This is a genomic window from Pseudomonas sp. NUPR-002, assembly GCF_056322725.1.
Window position 1 is genome coordinate 6,191,563 of the sequence record NZ_CM150476.1, and the last position, 18,758, is coordinate 6,210,320.

18 protein-coding genes are annotated in these 18,758 nt (G+C 59.6%); 7 read left to right on the top strand and 11 right to left on the bottom strand.

Features of this window, described 5'->3' with window-relative positions; genetic code table 11:
* The first annotated feature begins 194 nt into the window (after nt 1–194).
* Nucleotides 195–719: a chorismate--pyruvate lyase family protein gene (locus tag ACVWSC_RS28575; protein WP_442110906.1), complete on the top strand. Its 525-nt coding sequence runs from the start codon at nt 195–197 to the stop codon at nt 717–719.
* Nucleotides 719–1,606, top strand: a complete 888-nt coding sequence (ubiA, locus tag ACVWSC_RS28580) for a 4-hydroxybenzoate octaprenyltransferase (RefSeq protein WP_442110908.1) — start codon at nt 719–721, stop codon at nt 1,604–1,606. Before ACVWSC_RS28575 ends, ubiA begins: the two co-directional genes overlap by 1 nt.
* A gap of 67 nt (nt 1,607–1,673) precedes the next feature.
* Here the strand turns inward: ubiA and ACVWSC_RS28585 are convergent, their stop codons facing one another.
* On the bottom strand, nt 1,674–2,045 hold the full coding sequence (locus ACVWSC_RS28585; protein ID WP_442110910.1) for a COG4315 family predicted lipoprotein: 372 nt from the start codon (nt 2,043–2,045) through the stop codon (nt 1,674–1,676).
* Nucleotides 2,046–2,190: 145 nt separating this feature from the next.
* On the opposite strand from ACVWSC_RS28585, the gene phoB reads away from it, so the two are divergent.
* From phoB to ACVWSC_RS28600, 3 genes are all read left to right on the top strand, one after another.
* Nucleotides 2,191–2,880, top strand: coding sequence for a phosphate regulon transcriptional regulator PhoB (phoB, locus tag ACVWSC_RS28590; RefSeq protein ID WP_010225936.1), 690 nt, complete (start codon nt 2,191–2,193; stop codon nt 2,878–2,880).
* 116 nt (nt 2,881–2,996) lie between these two features.
* Nucleotides 2,997–4,307, top strand: coding sequence for a phosphate regulon sensor histidine kinase PhoR (phoR, locus tag ACVWSC_RS28595; protein WP_442110912.1), 1,311 nt, complete (start codon nt 2,997–2,999; stop codon nt 4,305–4,307).
* A 115-nt stretch (nt 4,308–4,422) separates the two neighbouring features.
* Nucleotides 4,423–5,763, top strand: coding sequence for a hemolysin family protein (locus ACVWSC_RS28600; protein WP_442110914.1), 1,341 nt, complete (start codon nt 4,423–4,425; stop codon nt 5,761–5,763).
* 111 nt (nt 5,764–5,874) lie between these two features.
* On the opposite strand, the gene ACVWSC_RS28605 is transcribed toward ACVWSC_RS28600, so the two are convergent.
* From ACVWSC_RS28605 to ACVWSC_RS28640, 8 genes are all read right to left on the bottom strand, one after another.
* Entirely contained in the window at nt 5,875–6,771 is an 897-nt protein-coding gene (locus ACVWSC_RS28605; RefSeq protein ID WP_442110915.1) for a peptidoglycan DD-metalloendopeptidase family protein, read from the bottom strand.
* Between the two features lie 223 nt (nt 6,772–6,994).
* Nucleotides 6,995–7,891: a response regulator gene (locus tag ACVWSC_RS28610; RefSeq protein WP_442110916.1), complete on the bottom strand. Its 897-nt coding sequence runs from the start codon at nt 7,889–7,891 to the stop codon at nt 6,995–6,997.
* Between the two features lie 162 nt (nt 7,892–8,053).
* Nucleotides 8,054–8,812, bottom strand: a complete 759-nt coding sequence (phoU, locus tag ACVWSC_RS28615; protein ID WP_442110917.1) for a phosphate signaling complex protein PhoU — start codon at nt 8,810–8,812, stop codon at nt 8,054–8,056.
* Between the two features lie 120 nt (nt 8,813–8,932).
* Nucleotides 8,933–9,766 carry a phosphate ABC transporter ATP-binding protein PstB gene (gene pstB / locus ACVWSC_RS28620; RefSeq protein WP_442110918.1) on the bottom strand — a complete coding sequence of 278 codons (834 nt, stop codon included), beginning with the start codon at nt 9,764–9,766 and terminating at the stop codon, nt 8,933–8,935.
* A gap of 96 nt (nt 9,767–9,862) precedes the next feature.
* Nucleotides 9,863–11,533, bottom strand: coding sequence for a phosphate ABC transporter permease PstA (pstA, locus tag ACVWSC_RS28625; protein ID WP_442110919.1), 1,671 nt, complete (start codon nt 11,531–11,533; stop codon nt 9,863–9,865).
* Nucleotides 11,534–11,550: 17 nt separating this feature from the next.
* Nucleotides 11,551–13,839, bottom strand: a complete 2,289-nt coding sequence (locus tag ACVWSC_RS28630; protein WP_442110920.1) for an ABC transporter permease subunit — start codon at nt 13,837–13,839, stop codon at nt 11,551–11,553.
* A gap of 138 nt (nt 13,840–13,977) precedes the next feature.
* On the bottom strand, nt 13,978–14,976 hold the full coding sequence (locus ACVWSC_RS28635; protein ID WP_442110921.1) for a phosphate ABC transporter substrate-binding protein PstS: 999 nt from the start codon (nt 14,974–14,976) through the stop codon (nt 13,978–13,980).
* A gap of 161 nt (nt 14,977–15,137) precedes the next feature.
* A complete protein-coding gene (locus ACVWSC_RS28640; RefSeq protein ID WP_442110923.1) occupies nt 15,138–16,427 on the bottom strand; it encodes an MFS transporter in 1,290 nt (429 codons plus the stop codon).
* Nucleotides 16,428–16,800: 373 nt separating this feature from the next.
* Between ACVWSC_RS28640 and ACVWSC_RS28645 the strand changes: the two genes are divergently transcribed.
* Both ACVWSC_RS28645 and ACVWSC_RS28650 read left to right on the top strand, forming a co-directional pair.
* The gene (locus tag ACVWSC_RS28645; protein ID WP_009402429.1) at nt 16,801–17,202 is read left to right on the top strand and encodes an acyl-CoA thioesterase; all 402 of its coding nucleotides are present in this window, start codon (nt 16,801–16,803) and stop codon (nt 17,200–17,202) included.
* Between the two features lie 72 nt (nt 17,203–17,274).
* A complete protein-coding gene (locus ACVWSC_RS28650; RefSeq protein WP_442110925.1) occupies nt 17,275–18,171 on the top strand; it encodes a D-hexose-6-phosphate mutarotase in 897 nt (298 codons plus the stop codon).
* 61 nt (nt 18,172–18,232) lie between these two features.
* Here ACVWSC_RS28650 and ACVWSC_RS28655 read toward each other — a convergent pair whose 3' ends face one another.
* Both ACVWSC_RS28655 and ACVWSC_RS28660 read right to left on the bottom strand, forming a co-directional pair.
* Nucleotides 18,233–18,499, bottom strand: a complete 267-nt coding sequence (locus ACVWSC_RS28655; RefSeq protein ID WP_442110927.1) for a DUF3077 domain-containing protein — start codon at nt 18,497–18,499, stop codon at nt 18,233–18,235.
* Entirely contained in the window at nt 18,496–18,756 is a 261-nt protein-coding gene (locus ACVWSC_RS28660) for a hypothetical protein (protein ID WP_442110929.1), read from the bottom strand. The genes ACVWSC_RS28655 and ACVWSC_RS28660 overlap by 4 nt, the downstream gene beginning before the upstream one ends.
* Nucleotides 18,757–18,758: the final 2 nt, after the last annotated feature.

Below are 18,758 nucleotides of genomic sequence, written 5' to 3' on the forward strand. Positions count from 1 at the left end.
AACAGACCCAGGCATTGGAGGGGTCGCTCTTGGATAAATTACAGTGGCGACCCGCTAAGGAGGGGCTTTGTACTGGAGCCAGGTGCCAGCATGCAAGCCGGATCGGGCAATCATGCTAAGCTCGCGGTCTCTTTGGCCTGTTAATCCATACCATCGTGCCGTACGAAACATCGCAAGCGCCCGCTGCAGAATGGTTGCAGTACTCTCAGGTAGCAGACAGCACAACGCCTGCACTCCTTGACTGGTTGTTCGATCAAGGGTCACTGACGCGTCGCCTGACTCGATTATCCGCCGATCACTTTTCTGTTACACCCCTTTGCGAGGGCTGGCAGCCGCTGCGTGATGACGAGTGTCAAGCGCTCGACCTGCCGCCCGGCAGCGAAGGCTGGGTGCGCGAAGTGTACTTGCGTGGTCACGGCCAGGCCTGGGTATTCGCCCGTAGTGTTGCCGCGCGCAGTGCCCTGGAGCGCGGCGGGCTGGATATGGAGGCGCTGGGCAGCCGCTCGCTGGGCGAACTATTGTTCTGCGACCAGGCGTTCACCCGCCGTGCCATTGAGGTCTGCCACTATCCCCGCGGCTGGCTGCCAAGTGCAGACGCCAGCGACACACTCTGGGGGCGGCGCTCGCGCTTTGATCGCGGCGAGTTGAGCATTCTGGTTGCCGAAGTCTTCCTGCCATCACTGTGGCAGGCCGCTGAGATCACCGGGGAGATCCGCTGATGTACCTGCAGCTGCTCAAGTCGTTCAATCGTCTGCACCCTCGGGCCTGGGACTTCATTCAGCTAAGCCGCATGGATCGTCCGATCGGTATCTATCTGCTGCTGTGGCCCACCCTCTCAGCCGTATGGATCGCCGCCAAGGGTTCGCCAACCCTGGCCAATGTGCTGATTTTCACCCTTGGCGTGGTGCTGATGCGCGCCGCCGGCTGTGCCATCAATGACTTTGCCGACCGCAAGGTCGATGGCCATGTCAAACGCACCGCCGAGCGTCCGCTGGCGGCCGGCAAGATCAAGGCCCGCGAGGCCTTGGTGCTGTTTGCCGTGCTGGTGGGCGTGAGTTTCTTGCTGGTGCTGTGCACCAATGCCCAGACGGTGTGGCTGTCCTTCGGCGCGGTGGCGTTGGCCGCCTGTTACCCGTTCATGAAGCGTTACACCTACTACCCGCAAGTGGTACTCGGGGCCGCTTATTCCTGGGGCATTCCCATGGCCTTCACCGCCGCCACCGGTGAACTGCCTGCCATCGCCTGGCTGCTGTACATCGCCAACCTGCTGTGGACGGTGGGTTATGACACCTACTACGCCATGGTCGACCGCGATGACGACCTGAAAATCGGTGTGAAGTCTACAGCGATCCTGTTCGGTGAAGCCGATCGGGCAATCATCCTGACCCTGCAGGTGCTGTCGTTGGCGTGTTTGCTGCTGGCCGGCAACCGCTTTGAGCTGGGTGGCTGGTTCCATCTGGGGCTGGTAGCGGCGCTGGTGTGCTTTGTCTGGGAGTTCTGGTCGACCCGCAAGCTGGACCGCGAGTCGTGCTTCAAGGCGTTCCTGCACAACCACTGGGCGGGGTTGCTGGTATTTGTCGGGATTGTGCTGGATTACAGTTTTTGATGTGTCGCGGGGCAAGCCAGCTCCCACAGAGCCTGTAGGAGCGGGCTTGCCCCGCGATCAGAAACTGCTACTTAATCACGTGCCAAACATCTTTCATGCCGTCACCGGTCATGTCACCGGCTTTCTTGTCCTTGATGAAGGTGTACACCGGCTTGCCTTTGTAGGCCCATTGCATTGAGCCGTCGTCGCGCTTGATCTGCGTCCAGCCCTCTTCGGCCGTATCTCCCGCTTTGACCATCAACGGTGGCCAGTTCTTGGCACACTCGCCGTTGCACATGGACTTGCCGTCAGAGTCCTTGTCAAAGGTGTAGAGCGTCATGCCCGCATGATCGACCATCATCCCGTCTTTCATCATGGCATGATGGGCCGAGGCTATCCCTGGCAACGCCAGTGCCACCGCAGCGAAAAGCGTCATCCAGTTCAGCGTATGTCGTGTCATTGGATCCACCGTGTTTCTCGGGAGAGGGAATTTAAGCCTAGCTCAGTAACAGAATGTTGCTGGAAGCGTCACACCCTGTCACACGACTGCAATAATTCCGTTATCTAATGCGGGCCAAGACACCTGAACGGGAAGAGGTTTGAACATGGTTGGCAGAAACATTCTGATCGTTGACGACGAAGCGCCAATCCGCGAGATGATCGCCGTTGCATTGGAAATGGCCGGCTATGACTGCCTGGAGGCAGAGAACTCGCAGCAGGCCCACGCCATCATCGTTGACCGCAAGCCGGACCTGATCCTGCTCGACTGGATGCTTCCGGGCACCTCGGGTATCGAACTGGCCCGCCGCCTCAAGCGCGATGAGCTGACCGGTGATATCCCGATCATCATGCTCACTGCCAAGGGCGAGGAAGACAACAAGATCCAGGGCCTGGAAGTCGGTGCAGACGACTACATCACCAAACCGTTCTCGCCGCGCGAGCTGGTGGCCCGCCTAAAGGCTGTACTGCGCCGTGCCGGCCCCAGTGATGGCGAAGCACCGATCGAAGTCGGTGGCCTGCTCCTCGACCCCATCAGTCACCGCGTCACCATCGATGGCAAACCTGCGGAAATGGGCCCGACCGAATACCGCCTGCTGCAGTTCTTCATGACCCACCAGGAACGCGCCTATACCCGTGGGCAACTGCTCGATCAGGTCTGGGGCGGCAACGTGTATGTCGAAGAACGCACCGTCGATGTGCATATCCGTCGCTTGCGCAAAGCGCTGGGTGACGCCTACGAGAATCTGGTACAAACGGTACGCGGCACCGGCTACCGGTTCTCAACTAAAAGTTGATTCAAGCGGCAAGCTGTAAGCTGCAAGCCTCAAGAAAGAGCAAAAGCAATACGCGATCCGCTTCAATCTTGCAGCGTGTAGCTTGCAACTTGTAGCTGATCCGCTAAGGATCCAAATTGAACCAAAATTGGCATGGCACCCTGATTCGCCACATGCTGCTGTTGATCACCGTCTGCCTGCTGGTCGGTCTGGTCAGCGGCTATTACGGCTGGAGCCTGGCCGTGGGCCTGGCGCTGTACCTGGGCTGGACGCTGAAACAGCTGCTGCGCCTGCATGAGTGGCTACGCCTGCACAAACCAGATGAAGCGCCCCCCGACGGCTACGGTTTGTGGGGTGAGGTATTCGACAGCATCTATCACCTGCAACGCCGCGATCAGCGTGTGCGCGGGCGACTGCAGGCGGTGATCGACCGTGTACAGGAGTCCACCGCCGCGCTCCGGGATGCGGTGATCATGCTCGACAGTGACGGCAACCTGGAATGGTGGAACCGTGCTGCCGAAACATTACTGGGTCTGAAAACCCCGCAAGACAGCGGCCAGCCGGTCACCAACCTGGTGCGCCACCCGCGCTTCAAGGAGTACTTCGAGCAGGAGAATTACCTTGAACCGCTGGAGATTCCTTCACCAATCAACGACCGCCTGCGCGTTCAGCTGCATATCACCCGCTACGGCAACAACGAGCACCTGATGCTGGTACGCGATGTCACGCGCATCCACCAGCTTGAACAGATGCGCAAGGACTTCGTCGCCAACGTCTCCCATGAGCTACGCACGCCGCTGACGGTGATCGCCGGTTACCTGGAAACCCTGCTCGATAATGTCGAAGACGTGAACCCTCGCTGGGTTCGGGCCTTGCAGCAAATGCAGCAGCAAGGCGGACGCATGCAGACCCTGCTCAACGACCTGCTGCTACTGGCCAAACTGGAAGCCACCGATTACCCCTCGGACAATCAACCCGTGGCCGTTGACGCCTTGCTGCAATCGATCAAGGGCGACGCGCAGGCCTTGTCGGGCCAGCGCAATCAACGCATCACCCTGGAAGCCACACCGGGAATTTTCCTCAAGGGCAGTGAGGCAGAGCTGCGCAGTGCGTTCTCCAACCTGATTTTCAATGCGGTCAAATACACCCAGGACGAAGGGCAGATCCGCATTCGCTGGTGGAACGACGAACAGGGCGCGCACCTGAGCGTCCAGGATTCGGGGATTGGCATCGACGCCAAGCACCTGCCGCGCTTGACTGAGCGTTTTTACCGGGTCGACTCCAGCCGAGCGTCCAATACCGGCGGTACCGGCCTGGGGTTGGCGATCGTCAAGCACGTACTGTTGCGTCATCGCGCACGCTTAGAGATCAGTAGCGTACCCGGGCATGGCAGCACCTTTACCTGCCATTTTTCCCCCGCCCAGATTGCCCAACGCGTGGCCTCTTGAGGCCCCGCCCCTAGGCAATTGCGCCCTCACCCGCTACATTGGCGAACCTGTGCCAGCGAATGCTGGCACCGTATTTCTCTCTTTTTTCAGATGACGGACCCCGTAAAAATCCATCATGGACCCTTCCCCTGGTATTAGCCTCGCGTCACTTTTCGCCGATTTCGGCATGATTCTTTTTGCTTTCCTGCTGGTGCTGCTCAACGGTTTCTTCGTTGCGGCCGAGTTTGCCATGGTCAAATTGCGCTCGACGCGTGTCGAGTCGATTGCCGAGCAACATGGCTGGCGGGGGCAGATCCTGCGCACCGTCCACAATCAGCTGGATGCCTACCTTTCGGCCTGCCAACTGGGTATCACCCTGGCCTCGCTGGGCCTGGGTTGGGTGGGTGAGCCGGCCTTCGCACACCTGCTGGAGCCCATGCTGGCGGCGATTGGTGTGCAATCGCCAGAAGTGATCAAGGCGGTGTCGTTCTTCAGCGCCTTCTTCGTGATTTCCTACCTGCACATTGTGGTCGGTGAGCTGGCGCCCAAGTCGTGGGCGATTCGCAAACCTGAGCTGCTGTCGCTGTGGACTGCCGTGCCGTTGTACCTGTTCTACTGGCTGATGTACCCGGCCATCTACCTGCTCAACGCCAGCGCCAACGCCATCTTGCGCATCGCTGGCCAAGGTGAGCCCGGGCCGCACCACGAGCACCATTACAGCCGCGAAGAACTGAAACTGATTCTGCACTCCAGTCGTGGCCATGACCCGAGCGACCAAGGCATGCGCGTATTGGCTTCGGCCGTGGAAATGGGTGAGCTTGAGGTGGTCGATTGGGCCAACTCCCGCGAAGACATGGTGTTCCTGGACGCTCATGCGCCGCTCAAAGAAATCCTGGCGATGTTCCGCCGCCACAAATTCAGCCGTTACCCGGTGTTCGATGCCGAGCGGGGTGAGTTTATCGGCTTGCTGCACATCAAGGACCTGCTGCTGGAGTTGGCCGACCTGGACCACCTTCCGGCGTCGTTCAACCTGGCCGAACTGACCCGGCCGCTGGAGCGCGTGTCCCGGCACATGCCGTTGTCGCATTTGCTCGAGCAGTTCCGTAAAGGCGGCGCGCACTTTGCCCTGGTCGAAGAAGCTGATGGCAAGGTCATTGGCTACCTGACCATGGAAGATGTGCTGGAAGTGCTGGTTGGCGACATCCAGGACGAACACCGCAAGGCCGAACGCGGCATCCTCGCCTACCAGCCCGGCAAGTTGCTGGTCCGTGGTGATACACCACTGTTCAAGGTCGAGCGTCTGCTTGGTGTCGACCTCGACCATATCGAGGCAGAAACCCTGGCGGGCCTGGTTTACGAGACGCTCAAGCGCGTACCGGAAGAAGAAGAAGTGCTGGAAGTCGAAGGCCTGCGCATCATCATCAAGAAGATGAAAGGCCCGAAAATTGTCCTGGCCAAGGTGCTCAAGCTCGATTGAACCGCCGGTGGGAGCGGGCTTGCTGTGGGAGCGGGCTTGCCCCGCGATTGCGGTGTGTCAGCTACATCGTATCGCGGGGCAAGCCCGCTCCTACAGTGACTGATCCTGCAGTCAGGGGTTGCCGGCAGTAAAGTTCGGCAATCCCCCGACAGCTTGGTTGAACTGGAACGGAATCGACTCCAGCGCCAGCCCGACGTTGCGTTGTATGACAAAGTGCAGGTGCGGGCCAGTGCTGTTGCCGGTGTTGCCCGACTTCGCCAACGGTGTTCCGTACACTACTGACTGCCCCTCACGGACCACCACCGACCCACGCATCAGGTGCAGGTAAACCCCCATCGTGCCGTCATCATGCAAGATGCGCACAAAGTTGCCTGACGGGTGCGTACCCCGCCCACTCTGGTTGTTCTCAGTCTTGATCACCACACCCGCCCGTGAGGCAATGATTGGCGTCCCTTCAGGCATGGCGATGTCCATGGCATAGCGCCCTTTCGGCCCAAAATGGCTGTATTGCCCGTTCGGCCCCTGGGTCAGGCGAAATGGCCCGCCGCGCCACGGCACCGGGTAGCGGTAGGCCAGCTGGCGCTGCTTGGGGTTGCCCAGGGCAAAAGTGAACTTCTCCTGGTAACCCACCGGCTGCCCCGGCTGCTGCGCGTTGACCACCGTCAGCACCACTGCTGCACGCGCTGGCACCACCCGCCGAACCAACCGTGTAGCACCGCCTTTGGCGTTGCTCAGGCGCTCCAGACGCAGTTCCACCTCCACCGGCGCGTAAGTGTCGTTACGCGCACTGAAGCTCACGCCGCCGGTGAACGTGATGGCATGCAGTTTCACCTGGCGTTCCAGCTGCTCGACCATTCGATCGCGAAAAACCAGCGGCTGCGAGTCCGGCATGGGCCGGTCAGAGTACGAGACCACACCGTAGGCATCGGTGCTTTTGAAGATCGGAGTGGCCAAGGCCGGGCCACACGCCACGAGCAAGGCACAAAACAGCAGCGAGCGTGCTGGCATGATGGTGGCTTTTTGACAGTTGATATCTGTCGAAGACTAGCAGCAGATTTTGCCGTGAGAATCGCTGAAGTGTTGCAGAGGTGTACCAATGGACGAACGGTGGCAAACCCACCCCCGCCTGTGGGAGCGGGCTTGCCCCGCGACTGTGGCTCGTCTGCCACACCGCATCGCGGGGCAAGCCCGCTCCCACAGGCGGGGCAAGACAGTTCCACACAGAGCTGTATCAGGCTCCAGGCACAAAATGCTTCTGTGCCGTACCACGGGCAATCAGGCGCGACAGGTAATCCAGCTTCTGCGCATCCTGATCGACAAACTTGAAGGTCAACTGCAGCCAGTCGCTGTCCGGCTTGGGCTCCAGCGCGGCAATCGCATGCAGATAGCCATTAAGCCGGGCCACTTCAGCGTTCTCGCCCTGCTCCAAGTCGAGTACAGCGCCTTCGAGTACCTGAGGCAGGGTTTCGCCACGGCGCACCACCAGCAGCGCCTCCTTGAGGCTCAAGGCCTTGATCACGCAAGGCTGCACACCACTGGGCAAACGCAGTTGCCCCTGGCCACGCCCGGCAGGCGCGGCAGTGGCTGGCTTGGCGGCGTTGACCAACGGTTTGGCGGCAGCAACCGGCGCTGCTGGCGCCGCAGGCTTGACCACTTCGGCGCGCCCAGCGGTCAGCGCATTGAGCGAGTCGTTGGCAAACGCCGAGGTGGCCCGCGTCGGTGCGCTGGCCATGACTGCATCGAGCTTGCCGACCTTGGTCAGGGCTTTCTTCACTTTGGTCAGCAGTTGCTCGTTGGTGAACGGTTTACCAACAAAGTCGGAGACACCGGCCTGAATCGCCTGGACCACGTTCTCCTTGTCACCCCGGCTGGTCACCATGATGAACGGCAGGGTCTTCATCGACTCTTGCTGACGGCACCAGGTCAGCAGTTCCAGCCCGGACATTTCCGGCATTTCCCAGTCGCACAGAACCAGGTCGAATGCTTCGCGCGACAGCAAGGTCTGGGCCTTGCGGCCGTTCACTGCGTCTTCAATGACCATGCCGGGAAAATAGTTGCGCAGGCACTTCTTTACCAGGTCACGAATGAACGGCGCATCATCCACAACCAATACACTGACTTTACTCATCGCCACTCCTATTGAATCCCGACTAGCATAACGCTGACTGATGGCCATTTGCCAAACACTGGCTCATGCCGGGACTCGTTGCTTCGTTCACGGCTGCCTTGAGGTGCTCGACCGCAAACGAAAACGCCCGGCCTAAGCCGGGCGTTCATTCTCGGGGCAGTCTTACTTATCGTCAGAATTGCCTGGAACATTAGCCTTTTCGCCGCTGCCCTGAACCTCTTCCTTCATCCGTGCCAGGCCCAGGTGACGCACGTCAGTGCCGCGCACCAGGTAGATCACCAGCTCCGAGATGTTGCGTGCATGGTCGCCAATACGCTCCAGCGAACGCAGGGCCCAGATCACGCTCAGCACTCGCGAAATCGAGCGCGGATCTTCCATCATGTAGGTGACCAACTCGCGCAGTGCGGTTTTGTACTCACGGTCGATGGTTTTGTCGTATTGAGCAACCGACAGCGCCAGGTCTGCATCGAAGCGGGCGAACGCATCCAGGGCGTCACGGACCATGTTGCGCACCTGATCGCCGATATGCCGGACTTCAACATAACCACGCGGCGACTCACCCTCTTCACACAGCTGGATCGCCCGGCGGGCAATCTTGGTCGATTCGTCACCGATACGCTCCAGGTCGATCACCGACTTGGAAATGCTGATGATCAGACGCAGGTCGGAAGCCGCTGGCTGACGGCGAGCGAGAATGCGTACGCACTCCTCGTCGATGTTGCGCTCCATCTGATTGATTTGCTCATCGACTTCACGCACCTGCTGAGCCAGGCCCGAATCGGCCTCGATCAGCGCGGTAACCGCGTCATTGACCTGCTTCTCGACCAGGCCGCCCATCGCCAGGAGGTGGCTGCGGACCTCCTCAAGTTCGGCGTTGAACTGCTGGGAGATGTGATGGGTAAGGCTGTCTTTATCAATCATGCTTTCGCTCCGCTAAGCTGCAAGCTTCAAGCTGCATGCTTCAAGTCGTTCGTGTCGTTCCCAGGCACCGCTATCCTTCTTGCCGCTTGTAACGTGCAGCTTGAAGCTGTCGCCCTGCGACTAGCCATAGCGACCGGTGATGTAGTCTTCGGTCTGCTTCTTCGCCGGGTTGGTGAACAGCGTGTCGGTGTCACCGAATTCGATCAGCTTGCCCATGTACATGAAGGCGGTGTAGTCGGAAACCCGCGCGGCCTGTTGCATGTTGTGGGTAACGATGACGATGGTGTACTTGGACTTCAGCTCGTAGATCAGCTCTTCGACTTTCAGCGTCGAGATCGGGTCGAGTGCCGAGCACGGTTCGTCGAGCAGCAGTACTTCAGGCTCTACAGCAATGGTCCGGGCAATCACCAGACGCTGTTGCTGACCACCGGACAAGCCCAGTGCCGACTCGTGCAAACGGTCTTTGACCTCATCCCACAGGGCCGCACCCTTGAGGGCCCATTCCACGGCTTCATCCAGCATGCGTTTCTTGTTGATGCCCTGGATACGCAGACCGTACACCACGTTTTCGTAGATGGTCTTGGGGAACGGGTTCGGCTTCTGGAACACCATGCCCACCCGGCGGCGCAGCTCGGCCACGTCTTCGCCCTTGCGGTAGATGTTGTTGCCGTACAGGTTGATTGCGCCTTCAACACGGCAACCATCAACCAGGTCGTTCATGCGGTTGAAGGTACGCAGCAAGGTCGACTTACCGCAGCCGGACGGGCCGATGAAGGCGGTCACGCGCTGTTTCGGGATGTTCATGCTGACGTCGAACAGCGCTTGTTTCTCACCGTAGTACAGGCTCAGGCCTGGTACTTCGATGGCGACGGTTTCTTCAGCCAACTGCAGGCTTTGCTTGGTGCGACCCAGGGCCGACATATCAATACCGTGAGAATGAGTTTCGTGTTGCATAATTTCACTCCTTTTGTGGCTGCAACTTCAAGCTGCTAGCCGCAAGTCTGAGCAAAAGCGGCGGGTAGCTTGCCGCTTTTGGCTAATAGCTTTCAATCAGCTGTCCAGCGCCTTGTACTTCTCGCGCAGGTGGTTACGAATCCATACCGCCGAGAGGTTGAGGGTCGCGATCACCAGTACCAGCAGCAACGCGGTGGCGTACACCAGCGGTCGTGCGGCTTCGACGTTCGGGCTCTGGAAGCCGACGTCATAGATGTGGAAGCCCAGGTGCATGATCTTCTGGTCCAGGTGCAGGTACGGGTAGTTGCCGTCCACCGGCAGCGATGGCGCCAGCTTCACTACACCCACCAGCATCAGCGGTGCCACTTCACCGGCGGCACGCGCAACGGCGAGGATCATGCCGGTCATCATTGCCGGGCTGGCCATTGGCAGAACGATCTTCCACAGGGTCTCGGCCTTGGTTGCACCAAGCGCCAGCGAGCCTTCACGCACGGTACGTGGAATCCGCGCCAGGCCTTCTTCAGTGGCCACGATCACCACCGGTACCGCCAGCAGCGCCAGGGTCAGCGAAGCCCAGAGCAGGCCTGGGGTACCCAGGGTTGGTGCTGGCAGTGCCTCCGGGAAGAACAGACGGTCGAGCGAACCACCCAGCACGTAGACGAAGAAGCCCAGACCGAACACGCCGTACACAATCGCGGGTACACCGGCCAGGTTGTTCACCGCAATACGGATCAGGCGGGTCACCGGACCTTGGCGTGCGTATTCACGCAGGTACACCGCCGCCAGTACACCGAACGGGGTGACGATCACGGCCATGATCAGGGTCATCATCACGGTGCCGAAAATCGCCGGGAAAATCCCGCCTTCGGTGTTGGCTTCACGCGGGTCGTCGCTGAGGAATTCCCAAACCTTGGCGAAGTACACACCCATCTTGGTGAAGAAGCCCATGCCGTTAGGCTGGTAGGCGTGCACCACTTTGCTCAGGTTGATTTCAACTTCACGACCATTGCCATCCTTTGCTACCAGGCTGTCGCGAGCGAAGTCCTGGTGCAGGCCGCTCAGGCGCTCTTCAATGGCCTTGTAGCGATTGTTCAGCTCGGCACGTTCGGCTTCGATGTCAGCCTGGGCAGCCGCATCGAGCTTGCCATCAAGCTCCAGCTTGCGGGTTTGCAGACGCAGGCGCTCAAGACCGTAGTTGATCGCGCCGATGTCTTTCTTTTCCAGATGCTGCAAGTCACCGGCCAGCTTGTCGGCACGCTTGAGACGCGCCTGCAGCTCAGCCCAGGCGGCCTGACCTTCGGCCACGACCTTGCCGTTTTCCTTGACGCTGACCAGATAGCCGTAGAAGTTGCCCCACTCGCGGCGCTCCAGCGCAATCAGCTCAGCTGGCGTCTGGATGTCGGTCAGCCAGTCACCCACCACCCAGGTGAAGTCGCTGCCGTTGAGGTCGCGGTTACCGACCTTGATCAGCTCACGGGTCATGAACTCCGGGCCGTTATCAGGTACCGGCAAGCCGGCACCTTTCAGACGCGCCAGCGGCACTTCTTCCTTTTGCACCACTTCGCCAATCACAACGTGATCGGCCTGGCCCGGCACCTTATAGGTGGCCTGGATCAAATCAGCCGGCCAGAAGTGGCCAAGGCCGCGTACAGCGATGACCGAGAGCAGACCAATGGTCATGATCACCGCGATGGCGACGGCGCCACCGCTGATCCAGACGCCAGGGGCGCCGCTCTTGAACCAGCTTTTGAGGGAATCCTTTTTCACGGATCTCTACCTTTCTATCAAAGCGACGAGTATTTCTTGCGCAGACGCTGGCGAATCAGCTCGGCCAAGGTGTTCATCACGAAGGTGAACATCAGCAGCACCAGCGCGGCGAGGAACAGCACGCGGTAATGGCTGCCGCCAACTTCCGATTCCGGCATTTCCACCGCAACGTTCGCGGCCAGGGTACGCATACCTTCGAACAGGTTCAGTTCCATGACCGGGGTGTTACCGGTTGCCATCAAGACGATCATGGTTTCACCCACCGCACGGCCCATACCGATCATCAGCGCCGAGAAAATGCCCGGGCTGGCGGTCAGGATGACCACGCGGGTCAGGGTCTGCCATGGCGTTGCACCCAGGGCCAGGGAGCCCAGGGTCAGGCTGCGCGGCACGCTGAACACGGCGTCTTCGGCAATCGAGTAGATGTTCGGGATAACGGCGAAGCCCATGGCAATACCCACTACCAGGGCGTTGCGCTGGTCGTAGGTGATACCCAGGTCATTGGTGATCCACAGCCGCATGTCGCCACCGAAGAACCAGGTCTCCAGCAGTGGGCTCATGTACAGGGCAAACCAGCCGGTCAGCAGGATCACCGGGATCAGAATCGCCGACTCCCAACCATCCGGCACCCGCAGGCGAATCGACTCAGGCAGACGGCTCCAGGTGAAGCCGGCCACCAGGATGCCGATTGGCATCAGCAGGAACAGGCTGAATACACCCGGCAGGTGCCCTTCCAGGTACGGCGCCAGGAACAGACCGGCGAAGAAGCCGAGAATGACCGTTGGCATCGCCTCCATCAGTTCGATCACCGGCTTGACCTTGCGGCGCATGCCAGGGGCCATGAAGTAGGCGGTGTAGATCGCTGCAGCAATGGCCAGCGGAGCCGCCAGAATCATCGCGTAGAACGCCGCTTTCAGGGTGCCGAAAGTCAGCGGCGACAGGCTCAGCTTGGGTTCGAAGTCGGTGTTCGAGGCGGTGGACTGCCAAACGTATTTCGGCTCGTCATAGTTCTCGTACCAGACCTTGCTCCACAACGCGCTCCAGGACACTTCCGGGTGCGGGTTCTTCAGCGTCAGCGGCAGCAGCTTGCCACCTTCTTCAACGATGATGCGGTTGGCCCGCGGCGACAGCGCCAGAACGCCTGCGCCTTCGGCTACTGGCTCGACCAGCAGGGTACGGTGTGCGGTGCTGTGGAACACGCCAAGCTCGCCAGCGGCATCCAGGGCAACGAAACCTTTACGACGCTCTTCGGCATCGATCTGAACGATCGGCGAGGTGCCCATCTGGAAGTCGCGGATACGCTTGAAGCGCTGTTCGCCATCCGGGTCACGGGCCATGAACCACTGGGCCAGGCCACCTTTGGAATCACCGATGATCAGCGAGATGCCACCCACCAGCTGCGTGCTGGCAGTGACTTCGGCATTGCCGTCTTCGAGCAGCTTGTAACGGCCGTTGAGGTTCTTTTCACGCAGGCTGAAGACATCCGCCTGAGCGCGACCGTTGATCACATACAACCACTGCTGACGCGGGTCGATGAAGATCGCTTTAACCGGCTCGGTCATCTGCGGCAGGTCGATACGGTTCTGCTCGGTGGTGACCTCGCCGGTCATCATGTTTTCTTCGCGGCTCAGCGACATCACCTGCAGGTGCGCACCGGTAGAGCCAGCAACCACCAGGGTTTCGCCGTTCACATTAAGGCTGACGTGCTCCAGGGCACGGCCCTGGTCATCGAGCACGAAAGGCTCCTGGCCATAAGGGAAGTCGATGGCCGGGGTGATGGTTTTCTTGTTGTCCGGGTAGGTGATCTTGTAGCTGTGGCTGAACGCCAGCGCCTGACCATTGGACAAGCCCAGCACCACCAGCGGGTTACCCGGCTGATCAGCACCGATGGACGTCACCTGGGTACCGGCGGGTACCGGCAACTCGACGCGCTTGAGTTCGGCACCGGTCTTGGTGTCGAAGAACAGCGCCTGGCCTTTGTCGGAAACCCGCATGCCCACAAGGTTCTGTTCTTCCAGGGCAATCATCAGCGGTTTGCCGGCGTCCTGGCTCAACCAAGTCGGCTCCAGGGCTTTCTTGCTGGTCAAGGTAGCGCCCTGGAACAGCGGCACGACCACGTAGGCCAGGTAGAAGAAAATCAAGGTGATCGCTGCCAGCACGGCAAGCCCGCCTACCAGTACGTACCAGCGGGTCAGGCGATCTTTGAGTGCACGCACGCGACGCTTGCGTTGCAGTTCGGGCGTATTGAAATCAATCCGCACGGGGGGAGAATTTTGGGTCATGGTGGAGTTGGCCAGATCATTCATGCGCACACCCTAGCGGTCCCGTATGACAAAAACATTACAGTGCAGTGACGCAACAAAGCCCGCCGCTCAGTAACCCTGGCGGCGGACTCGCAATTTTCAGCAGGACCTGGTCAATTCCAGACCCTGCCTAGTTCACTCTCAGTTCTTAGCTACGCCTTTGGCGTGGTCCAGGCCCAGGTCTGCCAGGGCTTTTGCAGCGACTTTGGCAGGCAGTGGGATGTAACCGTCCTTGACCACAACTTGCTGGCCGGCTTGCGACAGCACCAGCTTCACGAACTCAGCTTCCAGCGGAGCCAGCGGCTTGTTCGGCGCCTTGTTGACGTAGACGTAGAGGAAACGCGACAGCGGGTAGGTGCCGTTCAGCGCGTTGGATTCGTTGTCTTCAACGAAAGCGCCGCCTTCTTTCTTGGCCAGAGGCACGGTCTTGACGGAGGCGGTCTTGTAACCGATACCCGAGTAGCCGATACCGTTCAGCGAGCTGCTGATCGACTGCACAACCGAAGCCGAGCCTGGTTGTTCGTTGACGTTCGGCTTGAAGTCGCCTTTGCACAGGCCTTCTTCTTTGAAATAGCCGTAGGTGCCCGACACCGAGTTACGGCCGAACAGTTGCACCGGCTTGTTGGCCAGGTCGCCGGTCACGCCCAGGTCACCCCAGGTTTTCACGTCGGCTTTGGCACCGCACAGGCGGGTCGAGGAGAAGATCGCATCGACCTGAGCCATGGTCAGGCCTTTGATCGGGTTGTCCTTGTGTACGAATACGGCCAGGGCATCGACGGCAACCGGGATTGCGGTTGGCTTGTAGCCGTACTTCTGTTCGAACGCCTGCAGCTCGACGTCCTTCATTTTGCGGCTCATCGGGCCGAGGTTGGCGGTGCCTTCAGTCAGCGCGGGTGGCGCAGTGGAAGAACCAGCAGCCTGAATCTGGATGTTTACGTTCGGGTATTCCTTCTTGTAGGCCTCAGCCCACAGAGTCATCAGGTTCGCCAAGGTATCGGAACCGACGCTGGAGAGGTTGCCCGACACACCGGTGGTTTTGGTGTAGGTCGGGATAGCAGGGTCAACAGCGGCAACCGCGTTGGCGGTAGCAACGCCAGCGGCGACGAAAGTCAGGGCCGCCATCAAACGCTTCAGTTTCATGCCTTACTCCTAGCAGGAATTGGGGTGAGCTGGATCTGGCCCAAGTATCTGCAGGCCGCATGAACACTTTATGAATCGAATATGACAATTAGATGAAAGGCCATCATCGGAAACCGAGGATGGCCTTTTCAAAATGTTGCGAGGGTTGAGCTAGAGCGGTCTTAGCGTTTGTTGGCCAGCAAATAAACGCCAACCAGCAGACCAATGGTGGAGATACCCGCCACATAGTAGGCCGGCGCCATTGGGCTGAACTTGAGCAATGCGGTCACCACCATCGGCGTCAGACCGCCGAAGATCGCATAAGCCATGTTGTAGGAAAACGACAGGCCGCTAAAACGCACCACCGGCGGGAACGCCTTGACCATGACATAGGGCACGGCGCCCACGATGCCGACACACAGCCCGGTCAGGGCGTACAGCGGAACCATCCACTCAGGGTGGGTAGGCAGGCTGTGATAAAACGTCCAGGACGACGCCAGCAACGCCAGGCTACCGACGATGAACACCCGACCAGCGCCCAGGCGGTCAGCCAGTGTGCCGGTGGCAATGCAGCCGAAGCTGAGCAGGACGATGGCCAGGCTGTTGGCCTTGAGCGAGTCGGTCGGGCTGATCTGATAGAGGCTCTGCAACAGGGCTGGGGTCATCAGGATCACCACGACGATACCGGCCGACAACAGCCAGGTCAGCAGCATCGACAGGACAATGGCGCCACGGTGATCACGCAATACCGCGCGCAGTGGCACTTCTTCGGCCAGCGCCTTGCGTGCCTGCATTTCGGCAAACACCGGTGTTTCGTGCAGCCAGCGACGCAGGTACACCGCGAACAGGCCAAACACGCCGCCAAGCAGGAACGGCAGACGCCAGGCGTAGTCAGCCACTTCTTCAGGGGTGTAGATGCTGTTGATCAGGGTTGCCACCAGCGAGCCAAGCAGAATCCCGGAGGTCAGCCCCGCCGTCAGGGTGCCGCAGGCATAACCAGTGTTGCGTGCCGGCACATGCTCAGACACGAATACCCAGGCGCCTGGCACTTCACCGCCAATCGCCGCGCCCTGAATCACCCGCATCAGCAGCAACAGAATCGGTGCCCACATGCCGATCTGTGCGTAGGTAGGCAGCAAGCCCATGATCAGCGTCGGTACCGCCATCATGAAGATGCTCAGGGTGAACATCTTTTTGCGCCCCAGCAGATCGCCAAAGTGCGCCATGACAATGCCGCCCAAAGGCCTCGCCAGGTAACCCGCGGCGAAAATACCAAACGTTTGCATCAAACGGAGCCATTCAGGCATGTCGGCGGGAAAGAACAGCTTGCCGACCACGGTGGCGAAGAACACAAAAATAATGAAATCGTAGAACTCCAGCGCACCGCCCAGGGCGGAAAGCGACAGAGTTTTATAGTCACTGCGGGTGAGCGGCCTCGAAGGCTGCGCAATACTGCCTGGCACGGAGGTCATAAGTATCTCTTATTGGATTTTCATTATGGATACCGCAGGCCGCCTGCGACAGGGCTTTCGGCCTGAGAAGCCCCGAACGATATCAAATTGCCGGAAAAAGCACATCGCAGTACATATTCAATACAAGTATTCATGACTGCATGGTCGTCGCTGCGCTTTCAGCTCTATATACTGGCCGCCTGTAGGATGAGGTTGGACCTTGCGAAGGATGTTGTGCGAAAACGTCGCTAAGCAGGCTTAGTCGATTTCGCAGAGTTTCCCTTCGCCGCCTGGCAAAGCGAAAGCAGCGTAAAATAGTTGTGCTGAATCGTTTTTCGAGGCGTCTGTCATAGCGCCAACCAACGAAGCGTCATGGGTCAGAGGCACCCCCGGCATGATTGAACTCGAACAAGAAGATCCTATCCCGCAGGGCGACCTGGCCTTGCAGATCACCGCATTACCGCGTGAAACCAATGGTTTCGGCGACATCTTCGGCGGCTGGCTGGTCGCCCAGATGGACTTGGCCGGTACCGCCATGGCCAGCCGTGTCGCCGGTGGCCGAGTCGCGACCGTAGCGATTGATCGCATGGCCTTCCTGGTACCTGTCGCCGTTGGCGCACAGTTGTCCTTCTATACCCAAACCCTGGAAATTGGCCGCAGCTCGATCCAGATGATGGTTGAAGTATGGAGCGACGACCCGCTGTCCAGCGAGTGGCGCAAGGTGACTGAAGCCGTATTCGTGTTCGTTGCCATCGACGGCAGTGGCCGTACCCGCTCGGTTCCTCCTCGTCGCTGACCTGGCTGCGCGGTAAACTCAAGGGTATGCAAGCGGTCCAAAACCGTACGGCAAACCAATGAGAGCATGCGCATGTCCACACCCAAGGTCGAATCCGAAAAGCACGGTGAGCTTAACTGCTGGCGCATCACCAGCGACACTGCCGAACTGCTGGTAGCCCAGCAGGGCGCGCAGGTCCTGAGTTATCAGCGCCTCGGCGAGCCACCGGTGCTGTGGCTGAGTGAGCAGGCCATCTTCAAACAGGGCAAATCTGTGCGTGCCGGTGTTCCGGTGTGCTGGCCCTGGTTTGGCAACCTCAAGCGCAACCCTGAAACTGTCCAGGCCCTGTATCACGGCGAAGAAGCGCCAGCCCACGGCTTGGTACGGGGTCGTGACTGGGAATTGCTGGGCATCGCCAACGAAGGCAGCGCGGTACGCGTGGACTTTAGCTTGCCGCACACTCAGGGTGGCCTGCCCGGCTGGCCACACAATGTCGAGCTCACCCTGAGCATCGTCATGGCTGAACAACTGCGAATCACCCTCACCAGTTACAACCTCGACAACGTGCCGGTCACCCTCAGCCAGGCGCTGCACAGCTACTTTGCCGTCAGTGATGTGCGTGAAGTACAGGTCGAAGGCGTGGAGGGTCTGGGCTATATCGAAACCCTGGCCAACTGGGAACAGCGCACACAAGCAGGCGCGCTGGGCTTTGCCGGAGAGACTGACCGCATTTACCTGCAGGTGCCGGAGCAGTTGAGCATTGTTGATCCGAACTGGAACCGACGCACTCGTGTAACCAGCACCGGCTCGCGCTCGGCTGTCATCTGGAACCCCTGGATCGAGCGCGCTGCTGAACTGCCAGACATGGCTGATGATGGCTGGCAGCGCATGCTGTGCATTGAAACGGCGAATGTCTGGGACGATGTGGTGACGCTGGCGCCAGGTGCGAGTCATACGTTGAGCTTGAGTATCGGTAGCGAACCGCTCTAGAACGCAGATCGCGGGGCAAGCCCGCTCCCACAGGAGCAGGCTTGGCCAAAAGGCAGCTACCTCAGCCTCGCTTCATACCCATCTGCACAACATCAATGATCGCCTTGGCGAAGCCGCTGAGGTAATACGCGGCCCAGACTGTGCAGTCGTCTTCATCCATGACCCCGGCCATGATCAGCTTGTGCACACAGCCGAGTATCGTTGATGCCTGTTCCAGCGCGTAGTCACAGGGAACACCCGGTGCAATGCAAAACAGCTCCAAGGGCGGATGCCGGCTGTTGATAAACGTTGCGATTCCGACTGTCTCGGGAGGTGAATCCTTGTTCATACCGAGCCTCCTTGCACTTTGATCAGCGCATGCTCGACCAATGCCCTGGCCATCTCGGCCGAATGCAGCACATTCACCAGCATGCCCTGGCCCGGTTCGTTGGCATGGGCTCGGCAGTATTCTTCAGTGGTTTCGCGGATGCCGTGCAGTAGCTCGCTGGCGAAGGCCAGGGAGTCTGGAGGGATCAGATCGCTGTGGATGGAAAAGTATGGGGTGGTGATAAGAGAAGGCGGTGGATCGGGGACAATTTTCTTCATGA